A 17,475-nucleotide genomic window follows, 5' to 3' on the forward strand; every position below is an offset into this window, starting at 1 on the left:
TCCGCGCCCTCGCACCAAGCGGTCACTCCGCCCGCAGCACCAGCAGCGCCATGTCGTCGTCGGGCGGGCCCGGCGCGAAGCCGTGCACGGCGTGGCGGACGCGGGCGGCGACCTGCTCCGCGCTCAGGCCAGCGCAGTCGGCGAGGACGGCGGCCAGGCCGTCGCCGTCGTCGAGCAGGCGGCCCCCGGACTTGCGCTCGGTGACGCCGTCCGTGACGCACAGCAGCGTCTCCCCGGCCGCCAGGTCGAAGGTCTCGCTGCCGTAGCCGACCTCCTCGACGACGCCCAGCAGCATCTGGGGCGCGGCCACGGGCCGTACCGAGCCGTCGGGGCGCAGGAGCAGCGGCAGCGGATGCCCGGCGCTGGCGAGCGTGCAGCGCACGCCGCCGCGGTGGGGGACGAGCTCCCCGTAGAGCAGGGACAGGAAGCGCGGCCCGGTGCCGGCCTCCGCCTCGGCCGCCTCCTCGCCCAGCATGCGGTTGAGGCGGTCGAGGACGCCGGCGACGCCGTACCCCTCCTTCGCCAGGAGCCGCAGCCAGGGACGGACGAGGCCGGTGGTCACGGCGGCCTCGGGGCCGCTGCCGCAGACGTCGCCGAGGGCGAAGCACCAGCGGCCGTCGCCGGCCGCGAAGACGTCGTAGAAGTCGCCGCCGGCGGAGGCGTCGCCCCGGGGTTCGTAGACGACGGCCGCCTCGACGCCGGGGATCACCGCGACGCCCCGGGGCAGCAGGCCGCGCTGGAGAATGCGGCTGATGGTGGCCTGCCGGGTGTACTGGCGGGCGGAGGCGAGGGCGCGGGCCACGCGCCGGGCGAAGTCCTCGGCGAGAGCGGAGACGTCGCCGGCCACGGCGGACGGCCCGGCGCGGCCCAGCAGAAGGGTGCCGACGCCGCGGCCGCCCGCGACCAGCCGGCAGGCCAGGGCCGTGCCGCCGTCGGGCCCGTACGGCCAGGGGACGGCCCGGCCCGCGGCGGGCAGGGCGGGGCGGGGTGCGCAGCAGGGCGAGGCGGAGGGGGTCGACACGGTGTTCGCGGGCGTGCCAGACGCAGGACAGGCGCGGGGCGGGGCGGACGGCGCCGGGAGAGCCGTCGGTGTCGAGCCACACGGCGCACCAGTCGGCCAGGCGCGGGACGGCGAGCTGGGCGGCGAGGGAGGCGACCATGTCCTCGTCGAACTGCCCGGCCAGCAGTTCGGACGCCTCGGCGAGGAAGGACAGGGCGCGGTGGTGGCCGCGCTCGGCGGCGCGGCGGGCGGGCGGTGCGGGGGACGGGCCGGGGGCGAGGACCTCGGCGGCGCCCAGGACGTCCGGCAGGGCCGGGTCGCGGAGCGGGGTGGCGAGGGCACCGGGGATGCCGAGGGCGCCAGGGACGCCAGGGGCTCCAGAGGCGTCCTCCCCCGGGCAGGTGGGCAGGTGGAACCAGACCGTCTTGTCGGTGCGGCGGTAGGCCGTGCCCCACGTCTCGGCCAGTTCGGCGACGAGCCGCAGCCCCCGGCCGCCGTGCGCGGCCCCCTCGCGCTCGCCCCTCCCCCGGCGCGGGCGGGCGCGGAACTCGCGGGCGGGGTGGTGGTCGGTGACCTCCACGACGAGATTGCCGCCCCGGGCGGGATCCAGCCGGCACTCGAGGTCCACGGACGTCCCCGCGTGCACCACGGCATTGGTCACCAGCTCGCTGACCAGCAGCGTCGCATCATCGGTGACCATGTCGTGGGCGTTCCAGCCGGCGAGGACGCTGCGCACGAAGCGGCGTGCGGCCGATGGCGCGCGGGCGTCGCCGGGCAGGCTGGTACGGGCCGTCGGCGGGCCCTCGCCCGCCGCGCCCGGCCCGGTGCCGGGCGGCGGCCCCTTGTCGTGCGGCCCAGCGGCCGCGTTCGTTCCGCAGGCGGGCGCACGGGCAACCGCCTGATCCTTACCGCCGCTTGGTGATGTCCTCACGGTGGTGCTCCTGACCGCTTACGGCATAGTGCGGAATTCACCACCGACAGAGTGACAGACCAACTGGGCTCAGGTGCGCCGAGTTGGGCAAGTGAGCCGTACGAGTGGAGAGGAGCGGAGATACGAGGGGAGATACGGGCGGAGATGCACGCGAAGATACGAGCGGAGATACGCGCGACGCTACGCGCGCAAAGCGCTCACGCCTCGCGCGCGCCCTCGTACATCTCCTCGATCAGGTCCTTGTACTCGCGCTCGACCACGGGCCGCTTGAGCTTGAGGCTGGGCGTGAGCTCGCCGTGCTCGATGTCCAGGTCGCGCGGCAGCAGCCGGAACTTCTTGATCGTCTGCCAGCGCTGCAGCCCCTCGTTGAGCTGCCGCACATAGCCCTCGATGAGCTCCTCGGTCTCCTTGGCGGCGACCACCTCGGCGTACGACCGGCCCGCCATGCCGTGCTCCTTGGCCCAGTCGAGGATCGACGGGCCGTCCAGGGCGATGAGCGCCGAACAGAAGTTGCGGTCGGCGCCGTGCACCAGGACGTTGGAGACGTAGGGGCATACGGCCTTGAACCGGCCCTCGATCTCGGCGGGCGCCACGTACTTGCCGCCGGAGGTCTTGATCAGGTCCTTCTTGCGGTCGGTGATGCGCAGGTAGCCGTCCGGGGACAGCTCGCCGATGTCGCCGGTGTGGAACCAGCCGTCGGACTCGAGGACTTCGGCGGTCTTCTCGGGCTGGCCGTGGTAGCCCTCCATGACGCCGGGGCTGCGCAGCAGGATCTCGCCGTCGTCGGCGATGCGGACCTCGGTGCCGGGCAGCGGCCTGCCGACCGTACCGGTGCGGTAGGCCTCGCCGGGGTTGACGAAGTTGGCGGCGCTGGTCTCGGTGAGGCCGTAGCCCTCGAGGATGTGGATGCCGGCGCCGGAGAAGAAGTAGCCGATGTCGGGGGCGAGGGCGGAGGCGCCGGAGACGCTGGCGCGCAGCCGGCCGCCGAAGGCGTCGCGGATCTTGGTGTAGACGAGCGCGTCGGCCACGCGGTGCTTGGCGGCGAGCGCGAAGGGCACGGTCCTGTTGCCGGTGCGGCGGTAGCTGTCCTGCGAGGCCTTGGCGTACTCGCGGGCGACCTCGGCGGCCCAGCGGAAGATCTTGTACTTGGCCCCGCCGGCCTCCCGGGCCTTGGCGGCGACGCCGTTGTAGACCTTCTCGAAGATGCGGGGCACGGACGCCATCAGGGTGGGCCGGACGACCTGCAGGTTCTCCACGATCTTGTCGACCCGCCCGTCCACGGCGGTGACGTGGCCGACGGTGATGCCGCCGGCCGTCAGCACCTTGCCGAAGACGTGCGCGAGCGGCAGCCACAGGTACTGCAGGTCGTCGGAGCGCATCAGCTGGGTGGCCTCGATGGCACGGCCCATGTACGACCAGGCGTCGTGGCGCAGCCGTACGCCCTTGGGGCGGCCGGTGGTGCCGGAGGTGTAGATGAGCGTGGCGAGGTCTTCCCGGCGCAGCGCGTCGATGCGCGCGCGGACGGCGCCGGGGTCGCGCTCGAGGAGGGCGGCGCCGCGCTTCTCGAGCTCGGCGAGGGAGAGCACCCAGCCCTCCGGGTCGCCCTCGGCCGCCACCGCGTCGGCGGCCTCGACGACCACGACGTGCTCGAGGCCGGGCAGCTCGGAGCGGCGCAGGCGGGCCTTGGCGAGCTGGGCGGCGTCCTCGGCGATGAGGATGCGGCACTCGGCGTCGGACAGCATGAACGCGGTCTCGTCGGCGTTGGTGCTGGGGTAGACCGGAGTGGTGGCGGCGCCGGAACACATGATGCCGAGGTCCGCGAAGATCCACTCGAGGCGGGTGGCGGAGGCGAGCGCGACCCGCTCCTGCGGGAGTATGCCGAGGTCGATCAGACCGGCGGCGATCGCGAAGATCCGGTCGCCGGCCTCGCGCCAGGTGACCGAGGCCCAGTCGTCCGGGCCCTGACCGGAGGCGGGCGGCACGGGGCGGCGGTAGGCCTCCGCGTCAGGTGTCGCCTCGACCCGCTCGACGAGGAGGTTCGCCACGGAGGGCGGCCGGCTCTCGATCAAAATCTGTGTGTCGGTCACGGCATCCTCCGGGGCCCGCTTCGTTGCTGGTGACTCGCGAGTAACCTTTGAGCAGAGATCAGACTAGAGCCGAAGAGCCTTTTGCGTAAGTGCCCCGTGAACGGTTGTGCGCCCTGCGCCCCACCACGCCGGAAACATCCTTTCCAGCAGGCGCGAAGCCGGATACGAAACCGGATACGAAAAGTGCCCGCCCCCTCCCGGGGACGGGCACTTCCTCGTCAACCGCTTCGTCATTCGCGGCTCACGCGGGCGAGGGCTACTTCTTGCTCTTCTCGCCGCTCTCGTCGCTGGACAGCACCGCGATGAAGGCCTCCTGCGGCACCTCCACGCTGCCGACCATCTTCATCCGCTTCTTGCCTTCCTTCTGCTTCTCCAGCAGCTTCCGCTTACGGGAGATGTCACCGCCGTAGCACTTGGCGAGGACGTCCTTGCGGATGGCGCGGACCGTCTCACGGGCGATGACCCGGGAGCCGATGGCGGCCTGGATCGGCACCTCGAAGTTCTGCCGGGGGATGAGCTCGCGCAGCTTGGCGACCAGCCGCACGCCGTAGGCGTACGCCTTGTCCTTGTGCGTGATCGCGGAGAAGGCGTCGACCTTGTCGCCGTGCAGCAGGATGTCGACCTTGACCAGGTCGGCGGTCTGCTCGCCGGTGGGCTCGTAGTCGAGGGAGGCGTAGCCGCGGGTCTTGGACTTCAGCTGGTCGAAGAAGTCGAAGACGATCTCCGCGAGGGGAAGGGTGTAGCGCAGCTCGACCCGGTCCTCGGAGAGGTAGTCCATGCCCATCATGGTGCCGCGGCGGGACTGGCAGAGCTCCATGATCGCGCCGACGAACTCGGTGGGCGCGAGGACGGTCGCCTTGACGACCGGCTCGTGCACCTCGGCGATCTTGCCCTCGGGGAACTCGCTCGGGTTGGTGACGACGAACTCGGCGCCGTCCTCCATCCGCACGTTGTAGACCACGTTGGGCGCGGTGGCGATGAGGTCCAGGCCGAACTCGCGCTCGAGCCGCTCGCGGACCACGTCGAGGTGGAGGAGGCCGAGGAAGCCGACGCGGAAGCCGAAGCCGAGGGCGGCCGAGGTCTCCGGCTCGTAGACCAGGGCGGCGTCGTTGAGCTGGAGCTTGTCGAGGGCCTCGCGCAGCTCCGGGTAGTCCGAGCCGTCCAGCGGGTACAGGCCCGAGAAGACCATGGGCTTCGGGTCCTTGTAGCCGCCCAGGGCCTCGGTGGCGCCGTTCTGCTGGGAGGTGATCGTGTCACCGACCTTGGACTGACGGACGTCCTTCACACCGGTGATGATGTAGCCCACCTCGCCGACGCCGAGGCCGTCGGCCGGGGTCATCTCGGGCGAGTTGGTGCCGATCTCCAGCAGCTCGTGGGTGGCGCCGGTCGACATCATCTTGATGCGCTCACGCTTCTTGAGCTCACCGTCGATGACTCGGACGTAGGTGACCACGCCGCGGTAGGAGTCGTAGACGGAGTCGAAGATCATCGCGCGGGCCGGGGCGTCCTTGACGCCGACGGGCGCCGGGACCTCGCGGATGACCTTGTCCAGCAGCGCCTCGACGCCCATGCCGGTCTTCGCGGAGACCCGCAGGACGTCCTCGGGCTCGCAGCCGACGAGGTTGGCCAGCTCGGCGGCGAACTTCTCGGGCTGGGCGGCCGGCAGGTCGATCTTGTTGAGGACCGGGATGATCGTGAGGTCGTTCTCCATCGCCAGGTAGAGGTTGGCGAGGGTCTGGGCCTCGATGCCCTGGGCGGCGTCCACGAGGAGGATGCAGCCCTCGCACGCGGCGAGGGAACGCGAGACCTCGTAGGTGAAGTCCACGTGGCCCGGCGTGTCGATCATGTTGAGGATGTGGGTCGTGCCCTCGGCCTCGCCCTCGGTGGGCGCCCAGGGCAGACGGACCGCCTGGGACTTGATCGTGATGCCGCGCTCGCGCTCGATGTCCATCCGGTCGAGGTACTGCGCGCGCATCTGTCGCTGGTCGACCACGCCGGTCAGCTGGAGCATCCGGTCGGCGAGCGTCGACTTGCCATGGTCGATGTGCGCGATGATGCAGAAGTTACGGATCAGAGCCGGGTCGGTACGGCTCGGCTCCGGCACGTTGGTAGGGGTCGCGGGCACGCAGGATCCATTCGGTGACTTCGGCGTTTGAACGCTGGTCTCGGCGGGAGTCGGGTATACGACTCCCCCATGGTCCCATGACCGGCGGCCACGGTCCGGTTTGGGAGGCCGGAGGGCGTACTGGTAGCCTGGTCCACTGTGCCTGTCGTGCCTCTCACACGCATACGGCACACACATCGAAATCCAACGAACCTGAAAAGGCTCTTTTCGTGGCGAACATCAAGTCCCAGATGAAGCGGATCAAGACCAACGAGAAGGCGCGCCTGCGTAACAAGGCCGTCAAGTCCTCGGTCAAGACCGCCGTCCGTGCGGCCCGCGAGGCCATCGTCGCCGGTGACGCCGTCAAGGCCACCGCCGCCGTCGCCTTCGCCGGCAAGAAGCTCGACAAGGCCGCCAGCAAGGGTGTCCTGCACAAGAACGCTGCCGCCAACAAGAAGTCGGCGCTGGCCAAGCAGGTTGCCGCCCTCCAGGGCTGAAGCCTTTCCGGGGCGTGAGCCCCGGCCCCCCGCCGGAACGGACTGAAGCGGCCCCTCTACCGCTCCGTTCCCGGCACCCCGCCGCGCCTGGTCGTTCGCCACGCGGGTGCGGTGTGAGCCCTTGGGCTCGTCTGAACGATTACGAAGGCCCCGGCCGCCCTTTCCCCAAGGGCGGCCGGGGCCTTCGGGCTTTTACGGGCAGGGGGGCGGGGCTGAGGACCCGAAGGCCGACTCAGCCCCCAAGATCGACGCGGTCCCGGCGCAGCCCCAGGCGCGGCCTCGGGTCAGGCGCGGCTACGAGCCGCTCGGGCCACCGCGACCACGGCCTTCTCCAGGGCGTACTCCGGATCGTCCCCGCCGCCCTTGACGCCCGCGTCCGCCTCGGCGACCGCCGTGAGCGCCGCGGCCACGCCGTCCGCGGTCCATCCCCGCATCTGCTGCCGCACCCGGTCGATCTTCCAGGGCGGCATGCCGAGCTCACGGGCCAGATCGCCGGGGCGGGCGCCGCGCGGGGCGGAGGCCAGCTTGCCGATGGAGCGGACTCCCTGGGCCAGGGCGCTGGTGATGAGCACGGGCGCGACGCCGGTGGACATGGCCCAGCGCAGGGCCTCCAGGGCCTCGGCCGCCCGGCCCTCCACCGCACGGTCGGCGACGGTGAAGCTCGACGCCTCGGCGCGGCCCGTGTAGTAACGGGCGACGACGGACTCGTCGATGGTGCCCTCGATGTCGGCGACCAGCTGCGCGCAGGCGCTCGCCAGCTCGCGCAGGTCGCTGCCGATCGCGTCGACCAGCGACTGGCAGGCCTCCGGCGTGGCGGAGCGACCGGTGGCCCGGAACTCCTGCCGGACGAACGCCAGGCGGTCGGCCGGCTTGGTCATCTTCGGGCAGGCGACCTCCCGGGCGCCCGCCTTGCGGGCCGCGTCCAGCAGGCCCTTGCCCTTGGCGCCGCCGGCGTGCAGCAGGACGAGCGTGATCTCCTCGGCGGGGGCGCCGAGGTAGCCCTTGACGTCCTTGACCGTGTCCGCGGACAGGTCCTGGGAGTTACGGACGATCACGACCTTGCGCTCGGCGAACAGCGACGGGCTCGTCAGCTCGGCGAGCGTGCCGGGCTGGAGCGCGTCGGAGGTGAGGTCACGGACGTCGGTGTCGGCGTCGGCCGCGCGGGCCGCCGCCACCACCTCCTGCACGGCGCGGTCGAGGAGGAGGTCCTCCTGTCCCACGGCGAGCGTGACGGGGGCGAGCAGGTCGTCGGTTGCAGTCTTCCTGGCCATCGCGTCCAGCATCCCACGCCCCGCTGACACTCCCTTCCCCGCCGACCCCTCCTCCCGGCCGCCGGCACATATCGCACAATGAGCGGGTGAGCAGCGCTTCCTCCTTCCCCGACACCTCCGACTCCGTACGGCACCTGCTGGTGCTCCCCGACCGCGACGCCGCCGAAGAGGTGGCGGAGGAGGCCGGACAGCGCTTCGGCCTGCCCCAGGAGCCCCAGCTCGTGCGCGAGGCACTCGCCGGCGAGGACGACGCCGAGGACGCCCAGTGGCTGGTCGTCCTCGAGGACCCCGACGGCAAGCTGGACGTCGCCGCCCTGCGCGAGCTGGCCGAGGAGTACGAGGGCTGGCTCGAGGTGGAGTGACCCGCGGAGTGGCCGACGGGGTGGCCGACGGGGTGACCCGCAGCCTGAGCCGCTGAGTCATCCCCAGGGCCCGGGCCTTACGCGGCTCACCGGCCCGGCGCCGCCACCCATCCCTGGCGCACCTGGGGTGCCCGGTCCAGGGCGAACCCGAAGTGCGTCCGGTAGGCGGCCACGACCTCGTCCTCCGGCATCTCCCGGCGCTCCGTCCGCCCATCCGCCCCGGTGGTCAGGAGCGTTCGGCCGCTGATCGATATCCGGCCGCCGTCCTCGGTGAGCCGCGAGCACACCAGCGACTGGGTGAACGGGGACTTCGGCGAGGTGCGGTGCCACCAGCATCCGCTCTCGAAGTCCCGCAGCAGGCGGGGCCGCTGCTCCAGGCGGTACTGCACCGCTCCGTCCTTGATGACGTCCAGTTCTCCTCCCTCCGTCTCGGCGATCGTGAACACGCCCGCCGGGTCGCTCTGCTCCCCGCGTCCCGTCAGGACCAGCGGGTGGTGGCTGTTGCGGCCGAAGCCGACGTCCACCAGGAACGGCTCCGCCTCCCCCTCGGCTTCCACCCGCAGGGCCAGGTGGTCGTACGGGATGCCGAACGAGCCGTCGGGCCCCGCCACCCGCCCCGCCAGCAGGCTCACCCGGTAGCCGAGCGCCGTCAGCAGGTGCGCGAACGCGCCGTTGAGCTCGTAGCAGAAGCCGCCGCGTCCGTCCCGCACGATCTTGTCGACCAGTGCCGCGCTCTCGAGCGTGATCTCCTCCCCCCGGTGGACCGACAGGTTCTCGAACGGCACTGCGACAAGGTGGCGGAACTGCAGCTCCCGCAGGGCCCGGGCATCGGGGGCGGCCGGGCGGGTGGTGTCGATACGGCGGAGGTAGGCGTCAACGCCAGTGGAATCCATAGATCATTTATCCCGCACGGCGGGCGGCCTTGGCATCGGGCCCAGGTCCTACGCCCACGGCCCCGGCCCCGGGTGACGGCCACCGCTGCGTCCGTCACCGCGACCGGGCCGTCGGTGTCCGTGCGCAGCACCACCGCGCCCCGCGCCCTGAGCGCGGCCAGCGTGCGGGCCGCCGGGTGACCGTAGGGATTGCCGGCGCCCACCGAGATCACGGCCAGGCGGGGGCGCGGCCCGCTGAGCAGCTCCGGGTCCTGGTAGGCGGAGCCGTGGTGGGCCACCTTGAGGACGTCCACGGGCGGCAGGTCGGGGCGGGCTTCGCGCAACTCGCGCTGGGCGGGCGGTTCGAGGTCGCCCAGCAGGAGCAGCGTCAGGCCCGCCGCGCGGACGAGAAGGGCGACGCTGGCGTCGTTGGGCCCCTCCTCCGCGACGGCCGACGTCCCGGCGGGCGGCGGCCAGAGCACCTCCCACGACAGCTCGCCCAGGCGCCGCCGCTCCCCCGGCACGGCCTCGGTCACCGGGATCCCCGCCCGCCGGGCCTCTCGGCGTACGAACGCGGCCTGCCCCGCCGGCCGGTCGAACGGCGTCGTCTCGATCGCCCCGACCGCCCTGCCGCGCAGCACCCCGGGCAGGCCGTCGACGTGGTCCGCGTGGAAGTGGGTGAGCAGGAGCAGCGGCACTCTCGCCACCCCCAGCTCCCGCAGGCAGCGATCCACGGCCCGCGGCTCGGGGCCGGCGTCGACGACCACGGCGGCGCCCGGCCCCGCCGCGAGGGCCAGCGCGTCGCCCTGGCCCACGTCGCACGCCACCAGCCGCCAGTCGGGCGGCGGCCAGCCCGTGACGACCCGGGTCAGCGGGGCCGGGCGGACGAGCGCCAGCAGCAGAAGCAGGACGCAGGCGGCGCGGGACCAAGGGCCGCGGAGCAGACGGCGCCCGGCGAACACCCCGGCCACCGTCACCGCGGCCAGCAGCAGCCCGCCGGCCGGCCCCGTGGGCCAGCCGAGCTCGGCGCCGGGCAGCCCCGCCCCCGCACGGGCCACCGCCGCCGTCCAGGCCGCGGGCCATCCGGCCGCCCAGGCCAGGCCTTCGGCGAGGGGCATCGCCACGGGCGCGAGGGCGAGGGCGGCGAAGCCCAGCACCGTGGCGGGCGCGACCGCGGGCTCGGCGAGGAGATTGCACGGCACCGCCACCAGGCTCACCCGCGCCGCCAGCACGACGATCACCGGCGCGCACACGGCCTGCGCCGCGCCCGCCGCCGCGAGGGCCTCCGCGATCCGGGGCGGTACCCCGCGCCGCCGCAGGGCGGCGCTCCAGCGCGGGGAGAGCGTCAGCAGGGCGCCGGTGGCCAGAACGGACAGCAGGAATCCGTAACTGCGGGCCAGCCACGGATCCCAGAGCACCAGCAGCAGGACGGCCGCCGCCAGCGCGGGCAGCAGGCTCCGGCGCCGGCCCGTGCCGATGGCCAGCAGCGTGATCAGGCCGCAGGCGGCGGCGCGCAGCACGCTCGGCTCGGGGCGGCACACCACCACGAAGCCCAGCGCCAGCCCGCCGCCCAGCAGCGCCGTGAGCCGCAGCGGAACGCCCAGCCGCCCGGCGAGCCCTCGCCGCTCGGCCCGCGAGGCGAGGTGCGCGGGCCCGGTGAGCAGCGCGAGGAGCACGGTGAAGTTGCCCCCGCTCACGGCGAGAAGGTGCGTCAGGTCCGTGGCCCGGAAGGCCGCTTCGAGGTCCGGGGGCACGCGGGAGGTGTCGCCGACGACGAGTCCGGGCAGCAGCGCCCGGGCGTCCGGCGCAAGGCCGTCGGTGGCCTCGCGCAGGCCGGTCCGCAGCCGGGCCGCCGCGCGCTGCAGGCGTGTGGGTCCGCCGATCACGTGGGGCCGCTCCTGGTCGTCCCCGACGCGCAGGACGGCCGCGACGCGGTCGCCCGTCCGGGACGGCGGGGCCAGCTTCCCCTCGGCCCGCACACGGGTGGACGGCAGCAGCCCCGCCCAGGACTGACGGGCGATCAGCAGCACGGGTGTCCGGACGGCGGTCGCCGCCGGAGCCGCCGGACCGTCCCCGGTGACGACGCGGGTCGCCTCGGCCTCCACCGCCACGGCGGGCCGGTCGCGGACCGCCCCGCGCACGTGCGGCCGGACGGCCGGTGGGTCGCCGGTGACCGTCACCTCGAGGGTCACCCGGGCGTACCGCCGGGCCAGCTCCGGCAGCGGCCCCCGGCGCGTGTCGGCACCCTCCAGCGCCCCGACGGCCGCACCGGCCGCCCCGCACAGCAACGCGGCCGCGACCACCACCGCCATGCCCCCGCGCACGGCCGCCAGGAGCAGGCAGGCCGCGAGCACGGCGGCCGCGCAGCCGACGGTGACCGTCCTTCCGTCCGCCGTCAGGGCGGCGGCTGCCGCCGCCCACGCGGCGAGCGCGGGCCCGGCCAGCCGCAGGTCCGCCGGACCCTCCCGGCGCGCCGCCGCCGCTTCCCCGGACATGGCCGGACCGGTCATGGCTGGACCAGGGGCTTGAGGTCGGTGAAGCGGCGGGCGCCGATGCCGTCGACGTGGCGCAGGTCGGCCACCGAGCGGAAACCGCCGTGCCGGGTGCGGTAGTCGAGGATGTGCTGGGCCAGGACGGGGCCGACGCCGGGCAGGCCGTCGAGCTGTTCGAGCGTCGCGGAGTTCAGGCTCAGCGGGCCGCCGGCGGCCGCGCCGGCGCCCGCCGGGGCCCCGGGAGGGGCCGGGGGTGCGGCCGGCTGCCCGGGAGCGGTGGCTCCCACCAGGATCTGCTCGCCGTCCATGAGCAGCCGCGCCCTGTTGAGCCCGGTCGTGTCCGCCCCCGGCCGCGCTCCCCCGGCCGCCGCCAGTGCGTCGGCGACCCGGGAGCCGGCCGGCAGGCGCCGGACACCGGGGTGCGGCACCTTCCCCGCCACGTCGACGACCACCTCCCGCGCGGCGGCGCCGGACGACGCACCCGCCGAGGGGCCGGGCAGGGCAGGGGCAGGCCTGTCAGCGGCCGGTACCGTCATGGCCGGTGTCTCGCGCTCGGGCGGCCGCACCGTCTGCGGGCGCCCGGCCCAGAAGTGGTACGCGGCGAGGACCGCCGCCGCCACCAGCACGACCGTGAGGGCCGCGAGCGTGCGCGGCTCGATGCCGCACCGCACCTGCACCCACACCGGCAGCCGCTCCGCCAGCGCCATCCGCCAACGCCCCGGCAGCCGGGGCGCGCCGGCCGCCGGCGCGGGAGCCGAGGCGCGGTCACGCAGCGAACCGAGGTCCGCCGCGAAGGAGTCGGTCACGACAGGGCTCGTAACGGAGAGTGATGGAGCTGTCATGGCATGCGACGGTAGCCGCGTTCGCCCACCCCCGCCGGAGCGCCTCGATTTCCGTGGATAACCGGCCGGTTGTGGAAAACTCCGTCACCCCGCCGAGGGACCGACCAGGCGGCAAACCCAAGCAAAACCCCTCGGCAGACCGTCTCGGCAAACTGTCCCCGCGACCTACCGCGCCGAGACCACCACGCCCAGCAGACCGGGCCCCGTGTGCGCCCCGATGACCGCGCCCACCTCGCTGACGTGCAGGTCCACCAGCCCCGGCACCCGCTCCCGCAGCCGCTCCGCCAGCAGGGCGGCCCGCTCGGGCGCGGCCAGGTGGTGGACGGCGACGTCGACGGGGGCGACACCCGCCCGCTCCGTGGCGATCTCCTCCAGGCGTGCGATCGCCTTCGAGGCCGTGCGCACCTTCTCGCGCGGCTCGATACGGCCACTGTCCAGCTGGAGCAGCGGCTTGACGGCGAGCGCCGAGCCCAGCAGGGCCCGCGCGGCGCCGATCCGGCCGCCGCGCCGCAGGTAGTCGAGGGTGTCGACGTAGAAGTAGGCGGCCGTGCCGTGCGCGCGCTTCTCGGCGGCGGCGACCACCTCGTCGAGGGTGCCGCCCGCCCGGGCGGTCTCGGCGGCGGCCAGGGCGCAGAAGCCGAGGGCCATCGCGACCATGCCCGTGTCCACGACACGGACCGGCACGGGCGCCTCGCGTGCCGCGAGGACGGCCGCGTCGTAGGTGCCGGAGAGCTCGGCGGACAGGTGGAGCGAGACGATGCCCTCCGCCCCTGACGCGGCGGCGGCGCGGTAGGCGGCGGCGAAGACGTCGGGGCCGGGGCGGGAGGTGGTCACCGGCTTGCGTTTCTGGAGGGCCTGGGCGACCGACCGGGCCGAGACCTCGGTGCCCTCCTCGAGCGCCTCGTCGCCCAGGACGACCGTCAGCGGCACGGCCGTGATGCCGTGCCGCTCCATCTCCTGCTGCGGCAGGTAGGCCGTGGAATCGGTGATGATCGCGACATGGCGGGACATGCCCCGGAGGTTACCTCCCGTGCAGCGCGGACGGCAGTGCGAGCCGGAATCTCATGATCCGTTTCCGGCCGGGCCGCCACCCGTGGACCACGACACGGGGGGGGCCGCCACCCATGGACCACCACGCGTGGACCACCACGCGGCGCCCACGACGCACCCGACCCGCCGCGCCCGTCAGGCAGTGCTCTCCGGCCGCTTCGTCTTCTGCCACGAGTACCCCGCCTGCCAGCGGTCATTCCGGCCGTTGATCGCCGGGCGCTCCGGACCGACGCCCGGTCCGGAGCCCTGACCCGCCCCCGGCGCGCCCGTGGCGGCCCGGTCCGTCGCCCGCGCCTGCGGCTTCGCCCCGGGCTGCGGCTCCGGCGACGCCGCCTCGTCCTCGTCCTCCCAGTGCCGCAGCGCCCCCGCCTCCATGCGGATCTGCTCGCTCAGCAGCGTCAGGTCGTCGTCGGCGAACTGCCGCGCCCGGTCCTGGGCGGCCCAGCGCAGCGAGTCGGCCGAGTGCGTGATGCGCTCCGTGCGCTCGCGCAGGTCCGGCAGGCGGGCGGCGACGCGGTCGCGGTCGGGCTCGGTCTCCAGCTTCCGCAGGTCCTCCTCCAGCTCGCGGCCGTGGGCGCTGAGCCGCTCGAAGAGGGCCATGGACTCCGACAGGGAGGAGTCGTCCGCCATCCCGGACCGCAGCACCTCCTGGGTGGCGCGCATCGACGTGCGCAGCGACAGGCGCAGCTGGGCGACCTCGCCCGCCGCGCCGGGGGCCGTGTACTGCCGGGCCTTGAGGCGGGTGTCCTCGACCGTGCGCCGCGCCTGCGTGACCGTGCGGTCCACGCCGCGCTTGACCGCCCGTACCGCCCTGACCATGGCGATCACCGCGAACGCGACGACAAGCGCACAGATCACGGCGATGATCGCGGCGGCGGCTTCCATATGCGCTCCTCAACAGGTCGTCAGCGGGGCGGCGCCCGTCTCTCTCCACCGTAAACGCAAGCGGGCAGGTTGAGGGTTCCTGTGGAACCCTCAACCTGCCCGTAGGGACAAACCCCTAGCGCGTCACGCGGGGACGATGTTCACCAGCTTCGGCGCCCGGACGATGACCTTGCGGATGCCGGCGCCGCCCAGCGCGGCGACGACCGCCGGGTCGGCCAGCGCGACCTTCTCCAGCTCCTCGTCGGAGATCGACGGGGCGACCTCCAGGCGTGCCTTGACCTTGCCCTTGATCTGGACGACGCAGGTCACGCTCTCGTCGACCAGGTACGCGGGGTCGGCGACGGGGAAGTCGCGGTGGACGACCGAGTCGGTGTGGCCGAGCTTGCGCCACAGCTCCTCGGCGATGTGCGGGGCCAGCGGGGCGACCAGCAGCACCATCTGCTCGGCGACCGCGCGCGGCACCTCGCGCAGCTTGGTCACGAAGTTGTTCAGCTCGGTGACCTTGGCGATGGCGGTGTTGAAGCGCAGGTTCGCCATGTCCTGGCCAATGCCGTCGATGGCCTTGTGCAGGGCACGCAGCGTCGCCTCGTCGGCCTCGGCGTCGACGACCGTGACCTCGCCGGTGTTCTCGTCGACCACGTTGCGCCACAGGCGCTGCAGCAGGCGGTACTGGCCGATGACCGCGCGGGTGTCCCAGGGGCGGGAGACGTCCAGCGGGCCCATGGCCATCTCGTACAGGCGCAGCGTGTCGGCGCCGTACTCGGAGCAGATCTCGTCCGGCGTGACGGCGTTCTTCAGGGACTTGCCCATCTTGCCGAGCAGCCGGCTGACCTTCTCGCCCTGGTAGTAGTACGCGCCCTCGCGCTCCTCGACCTCGGCGGCGGGCACCGCGATGCCGCGGGCGTCGCGGTAGACGAACGCCTGGATCATGCCCTGGTTGTAGAGCTTGTGGAACGGCTCGGCGGAGGAGACGTGGCCCAGGTCGAAGAGGATCTTCGACCAGAAGCGGGCGTACAGCAGGTGCAGCACGGCGTGCTCGGCACCGCCGACGTACAGGTCGACGCCGCCGTGCGGCTGCCCCTCGCGCGGGCCCATCCAGTACCGCTCGGCGTCGGCGGATACCAGCCGCTCGCCGTTGTGCGGGTCCAGGTAGCGCAGCTCGTACCAGCAGGAGCCGGCCCAGTTGGGCATGGTGTTGGTCTCGCGTCGGTACGTCTTGGGGCCGTCGCCGAGGTCCAGCTCCACGTTGACCCAGTCCTCGTTGCGGGACAGGGGGGTCTCGGGGGAGGTGTCGGCGTCGTTGGGCTCGAAGGTGCGCGGCGAGTAGTCCTCGACCTCGGGCAGCTCCAGCGGGAGCATCGACTCCGGCAGCGCGTGGGCGACGCCGTCCTCGTCGTAGACGATCGGGAAGGGCTCGCCCCAGTAGCGCTGGCGGCTGAACAGCCAGTCGCGCAGGCGGAAGTTGACGGTCGCCTCGCCGATGCCGCGCTCGGTCAGCCACTCGGCCATGCGGGTCTTGGCCTCGGGGACCGGCAGGCCGTCCAGGGAGACGCCCTCGCCGGACGAGTTGATGATCTCGGCGTCGTACGAGTCGAACGAGTCCGCCCACTCGGCCGGGTCGGTGCCGCGCTCGTCGGACGGCCGGACGACGCAGCGCATCGGCAGGTCGAAGGCGCGCGCGAAGGCGAAGTCGCGGCTGTCGTGGGCGGGGACGGCCATGATGGCGCCGGTGCCGTAGCCCATCAGGACGTAGTCGGCGACGAAGACGGGGAGCTTCTCGCCGCTGACCGGGTTGACGGCGTACGCGCCGGTGAAGACGCCGGTCTTCTCCTTGGCGTCGGCCTGCCGCTCGACGTCGGACTTGGCGGCGGCCTCCTTGCGGTAGGCGGCGACGGCCTCGGCGGGGGTGGCGTGGCCGCCCGTCCAGTCCTCGTGGGTGCCCTCGGGCCAGGCGGCGGGGACGACGCCGTGGTCCTCGGTGACGACCAGCGGGTGCTCGGGCGCCAGGACCAGGTAGGTCGCGCCGAAGAGGGTGTCCTGGCGGGTGGTGAAGACGGTGGCCTTGGCGTCGGGGTGCCCGTCGATGGCGAAGTCGACGCGGGCGCCCTCGCTGCGGCCGATCCAGTTGCGCTGCTGCAGCTTGATGGCCTCGGGCCAGTCCAGGGCGTCCAGGTCGTCGAGCAGGCGGTCCGCGTAGGCGGTGATGCGCATGTTCCACTGGCGCAGCTTGGACTTGAAGACGGGGAAGTTGCCGCGCTCGGACCGGCCGTCGGAGGTGACCTCCTCGTTGGCCAGCACGGTGCCCAGGCCGGGGCACCAGTTGACGGGCGAGTCGGAGGCGTAGGCCAGGCGGTGGCCGCCCAGGATCTCCTCGCGCTCGGCGGAGGTCAGCTCGCTCCACGCGCGCGTGCCCGGAACCTCGCGCTGCCCGCTCTCGAACTGGGCGATCAGCTCACTGATCGGCCGGGCCTTCTTCGCGTCCTGGTCGTACCAGGAGTTGAAGATCTGCAGGAAGATCCACTGGGTCCACTTGTAGTACTCGGGGTCGATCGTGGCGAACGACCGGCGCTTGTCGTGGCCCAGGCCCAGACGGCGCAGCTGCGCCTTCATGTTGTCGATGTTGGCCTCGGTGGACACCCGGGGGTGGGTGCCGGTCTGCACGGCGTACTGCTCGGCGGGCAGGCCGAAGGCGTCGAAGCCGAGGGTGTGCAGGACGTTGTGGCCCGTCATGCGGTGGTAGCGCGCGTAGACGTCGGTGGCGATGTAGCCCAGCGGGTGGCCGACGTGGAGGCCCGCACCCGAGGGGTACGGGAACATGTCCATGACGAACTTCTTGGGCCGGGCGACGACCTCGGCGTCGCCCTCGAGCTCACCGCTGGGGTTGGGCGCCTCGTACGTGCCCTCGGCGTCCCAGACGTCCTGCCAGCGCGCCTCGATGTCGGCGGCCAGAGCGGCCGTGTAGCGGTGCGGTGCGGCCACCTCGGCGGCGGTGGGGGTCTCGCTCATCGTCCTCTAAGCTCCATCGATCGTCGTCTCTGCCTGCGCTGCGATATTCCGGATTTCTGAGTCCTTCAGAAATGAA

At 73.3% G+C, this 17,475-nt stretch carries 10 protein-coding genes and 2 pseudogenes; 2 read left to right on the top strand and 10 right to left on the bottom strand.

Annotated features, from left to right (window positions below; all coding sequences use genetic code 11):
* Positions 1–22: 22 nt before the first annotated feature.
* From J1792_RS30660 to lepA, 3 genes and pseudogenes are all read right to left on the bottom strand, one after another.
* Positions 23–1,778 (bottom strand): annotated as a pseudogene (locus J1792_RS30660) (SpoIIE family protein phosphatase).
* Positions 1,779–2,128: 350 nt separating this feature from the next.
* The gene (locus J1792_RS30665; protein ID WP_086570344.1) at positions 2,129–4,018 is read right to left on the bottom strand and encodes an AMP-dependent synthetase/ligase; all 1,890 of its coding nucleotides are present in this window, start codon (positions 4,016–4,018) and stop codon (positions 2,129–2,131) included.
* 256 nt (positions 4,019–4,274) lie between these two features.
* Complete coding sequence (gene lepA, locus J1792_RS30670; RefSeq protein ID WP_086570343.1) at positions 4,275–6,143, bottom strand: translation elongation factor 4; 1,869 nt, start codon at positions 6,141–6,143, stop codon at positions 4,275–4,277.
* Between the two features lie 209 nt (positions 6,144–6,352).
* On the opposite strand from lepA, the gene rpsT reads away from it, so the two are divergent.
* The gene (gene rpsT, locus J1792_RS30675) at positions 6,353–6,619 is read left to right on the top strand and encodes a 30S ribosomal protein S20 (RefSeq protein ID WP_086570341.1); all 267 of its coding nucleotides are present in this window, start codon (positions 6,353–6,355) and stop codon (positions 6,617–6,619) included.
* A 284-nt stretch (positions 6,620–6,903) separates the two neighbouring features.
* Here the strand turns inward: rpsT and holA are convergent, their stop codons facing one another.
* A complete protein-coding gene (gene holA, locus J1792_RS30680) occupies positions 6,904–7,890 on the bottom strand; it encodes a DNA polymerase III subunit delta (RefSeq protein ID WP_086570348.1) in 987 nt (328 codons plus the stop codon).
* 86 nt (positions 7,891–7,976) lie between these two features.
* Between holA and J1792_RS30685 the strand changes: the two genes are divergently transcribed.
* Positions 7,977–8,252, top strand: a complete 276-nt coding sequence (locus J1792_RS30685) for a hypothetical protein (RefSeq protein ID WP_086570339.1) — start codon at positions 7,977–7,979, stop codon at positions 8,250–8,252.
* A gap of 86 nt (positions 8,253–8,338) precedes the next feature.
* Here the strand turns inward: J1792_RS30685 and J1792_RS34715 are convergent.
* The 6 genes and pseudogenes from J1792_RS34715 to leuS all read right to left on the bottom strand — a co-directional run.
* A pseudogene (locus tag J1792_RS34715) lies at positions 8,339–9,013 on the bottom strand (arylamine N-acetyltransferase family protein); the annotation flags it as partial.
* Entirely contained in the window at positions 8,902–11,634 is a 2,733-nt protein-coding gene (locus tag J1792_RS30690; protein ID WP_207248641.1) for a ComEC/Rec2 family competence protein, read from the bottom strand. The pseudogene J1792_RS34715 and the gene J1792_RS30690, both read right to left, overlap by 112 nt.
* Positions 11,631–12,422, bottom strand: coding sequence for a ComEA family DNA-binding protein (locus tag J1792_RS30695; protein ID WP_307843129.1), 792 nt, complete (start codon positions 12,420–12,422; stop codon positions 11,631–11,633). Before J1792_RS30695 ends, J1792_RS30690 begins: the two co-directional genes overlap by 4 nt.
* A 201-nt stretch (positions 12,423–12,623) precedes the next feature.
* On the bottom strand, positions 12,624–13,469 hold the full coding sequence (locus J1792_RS30700; RefSeq protein ID WP_086570334.1) for a DegV family protein: 846 nt from the start codon (positions 13,467–13,469) through the stop codon (positions 12,624–12,626).
* 174 nt (positions 13,470–13,643) lie between these two features.
* Positions 13,644–14,393, bottom strand: a complete 750-nt coding sequence (locus J1792_RS30705; RefSeq protein ID WP_086570332.1) for a hypothetical protein — start codon at positions 14,391–14,393, stop codon at positions 13,644–13,646.
* Positions 14,394–14,516: 123 nt separating this feature from the next.
* Positions 14,517–17,399, bottom strand: coding sequence for a leucine--tRNA ligase (gene leuS, locus J1792_RS30710; RefSeq protein WP_086570330.1), 2,883 nt, complete (start codon positions 17,397–17,399; stop codon positions 14,517–14,519).
* Positions 17,400–17,475 lie beyond the last annotated feature (76 nt).

It is taken from the genome of Streptomyces triculaminicus (assembly GCF_017349075.1).
GTDB classification, from domain to species: Bacteria; Actinomycetota; Actinomycetes; order Streptomycetales; family Streptomycetaceae; genus Streptomyces; species Streptomyces triculaminicus.

What these genes read in the sequence shown, in the direction of transcription:
- J1792_RS30705 (WP_086570332.1), bottom strand. Translation starts at nt 14,393, where the DNA reads ATGGAAGCCGCCGCCGCGATCATCGCCGTGATCTGTGCGCTTGTCGTC.
- J1792_RS30690 (WP_207248641.1), bottom strand. Translation starts at nt 11,634, where the DNA reads ATGACCGGTCCGGCCATGTCCGGGGAAGCGGCGGCGGCGCGCCGGGAG.
- leuS (WP_086570330.1), bottom strand. Translation starts at nt 17,399, where the DNA reads ATGAGCGAGACCCCCACCGCCGCCGAGGTGGCCGCACCGCACCGCTAC.
- J1792_RS30700 (WP_086570334.1), bottom strand. Translation starts at nt 13,469, where the DNA reads ATGTCCCGCCATGTCGCGATCATCACCGATTCCACGGCCTACCTGCCG.
- holA (WP_086570348.1), bottom strand. Translation starts at nt 7,890, where the DNA reads ATGGCCAGGAAGACTGCAACCGACGACCTGCTCGCCCCCGTCACGCTC.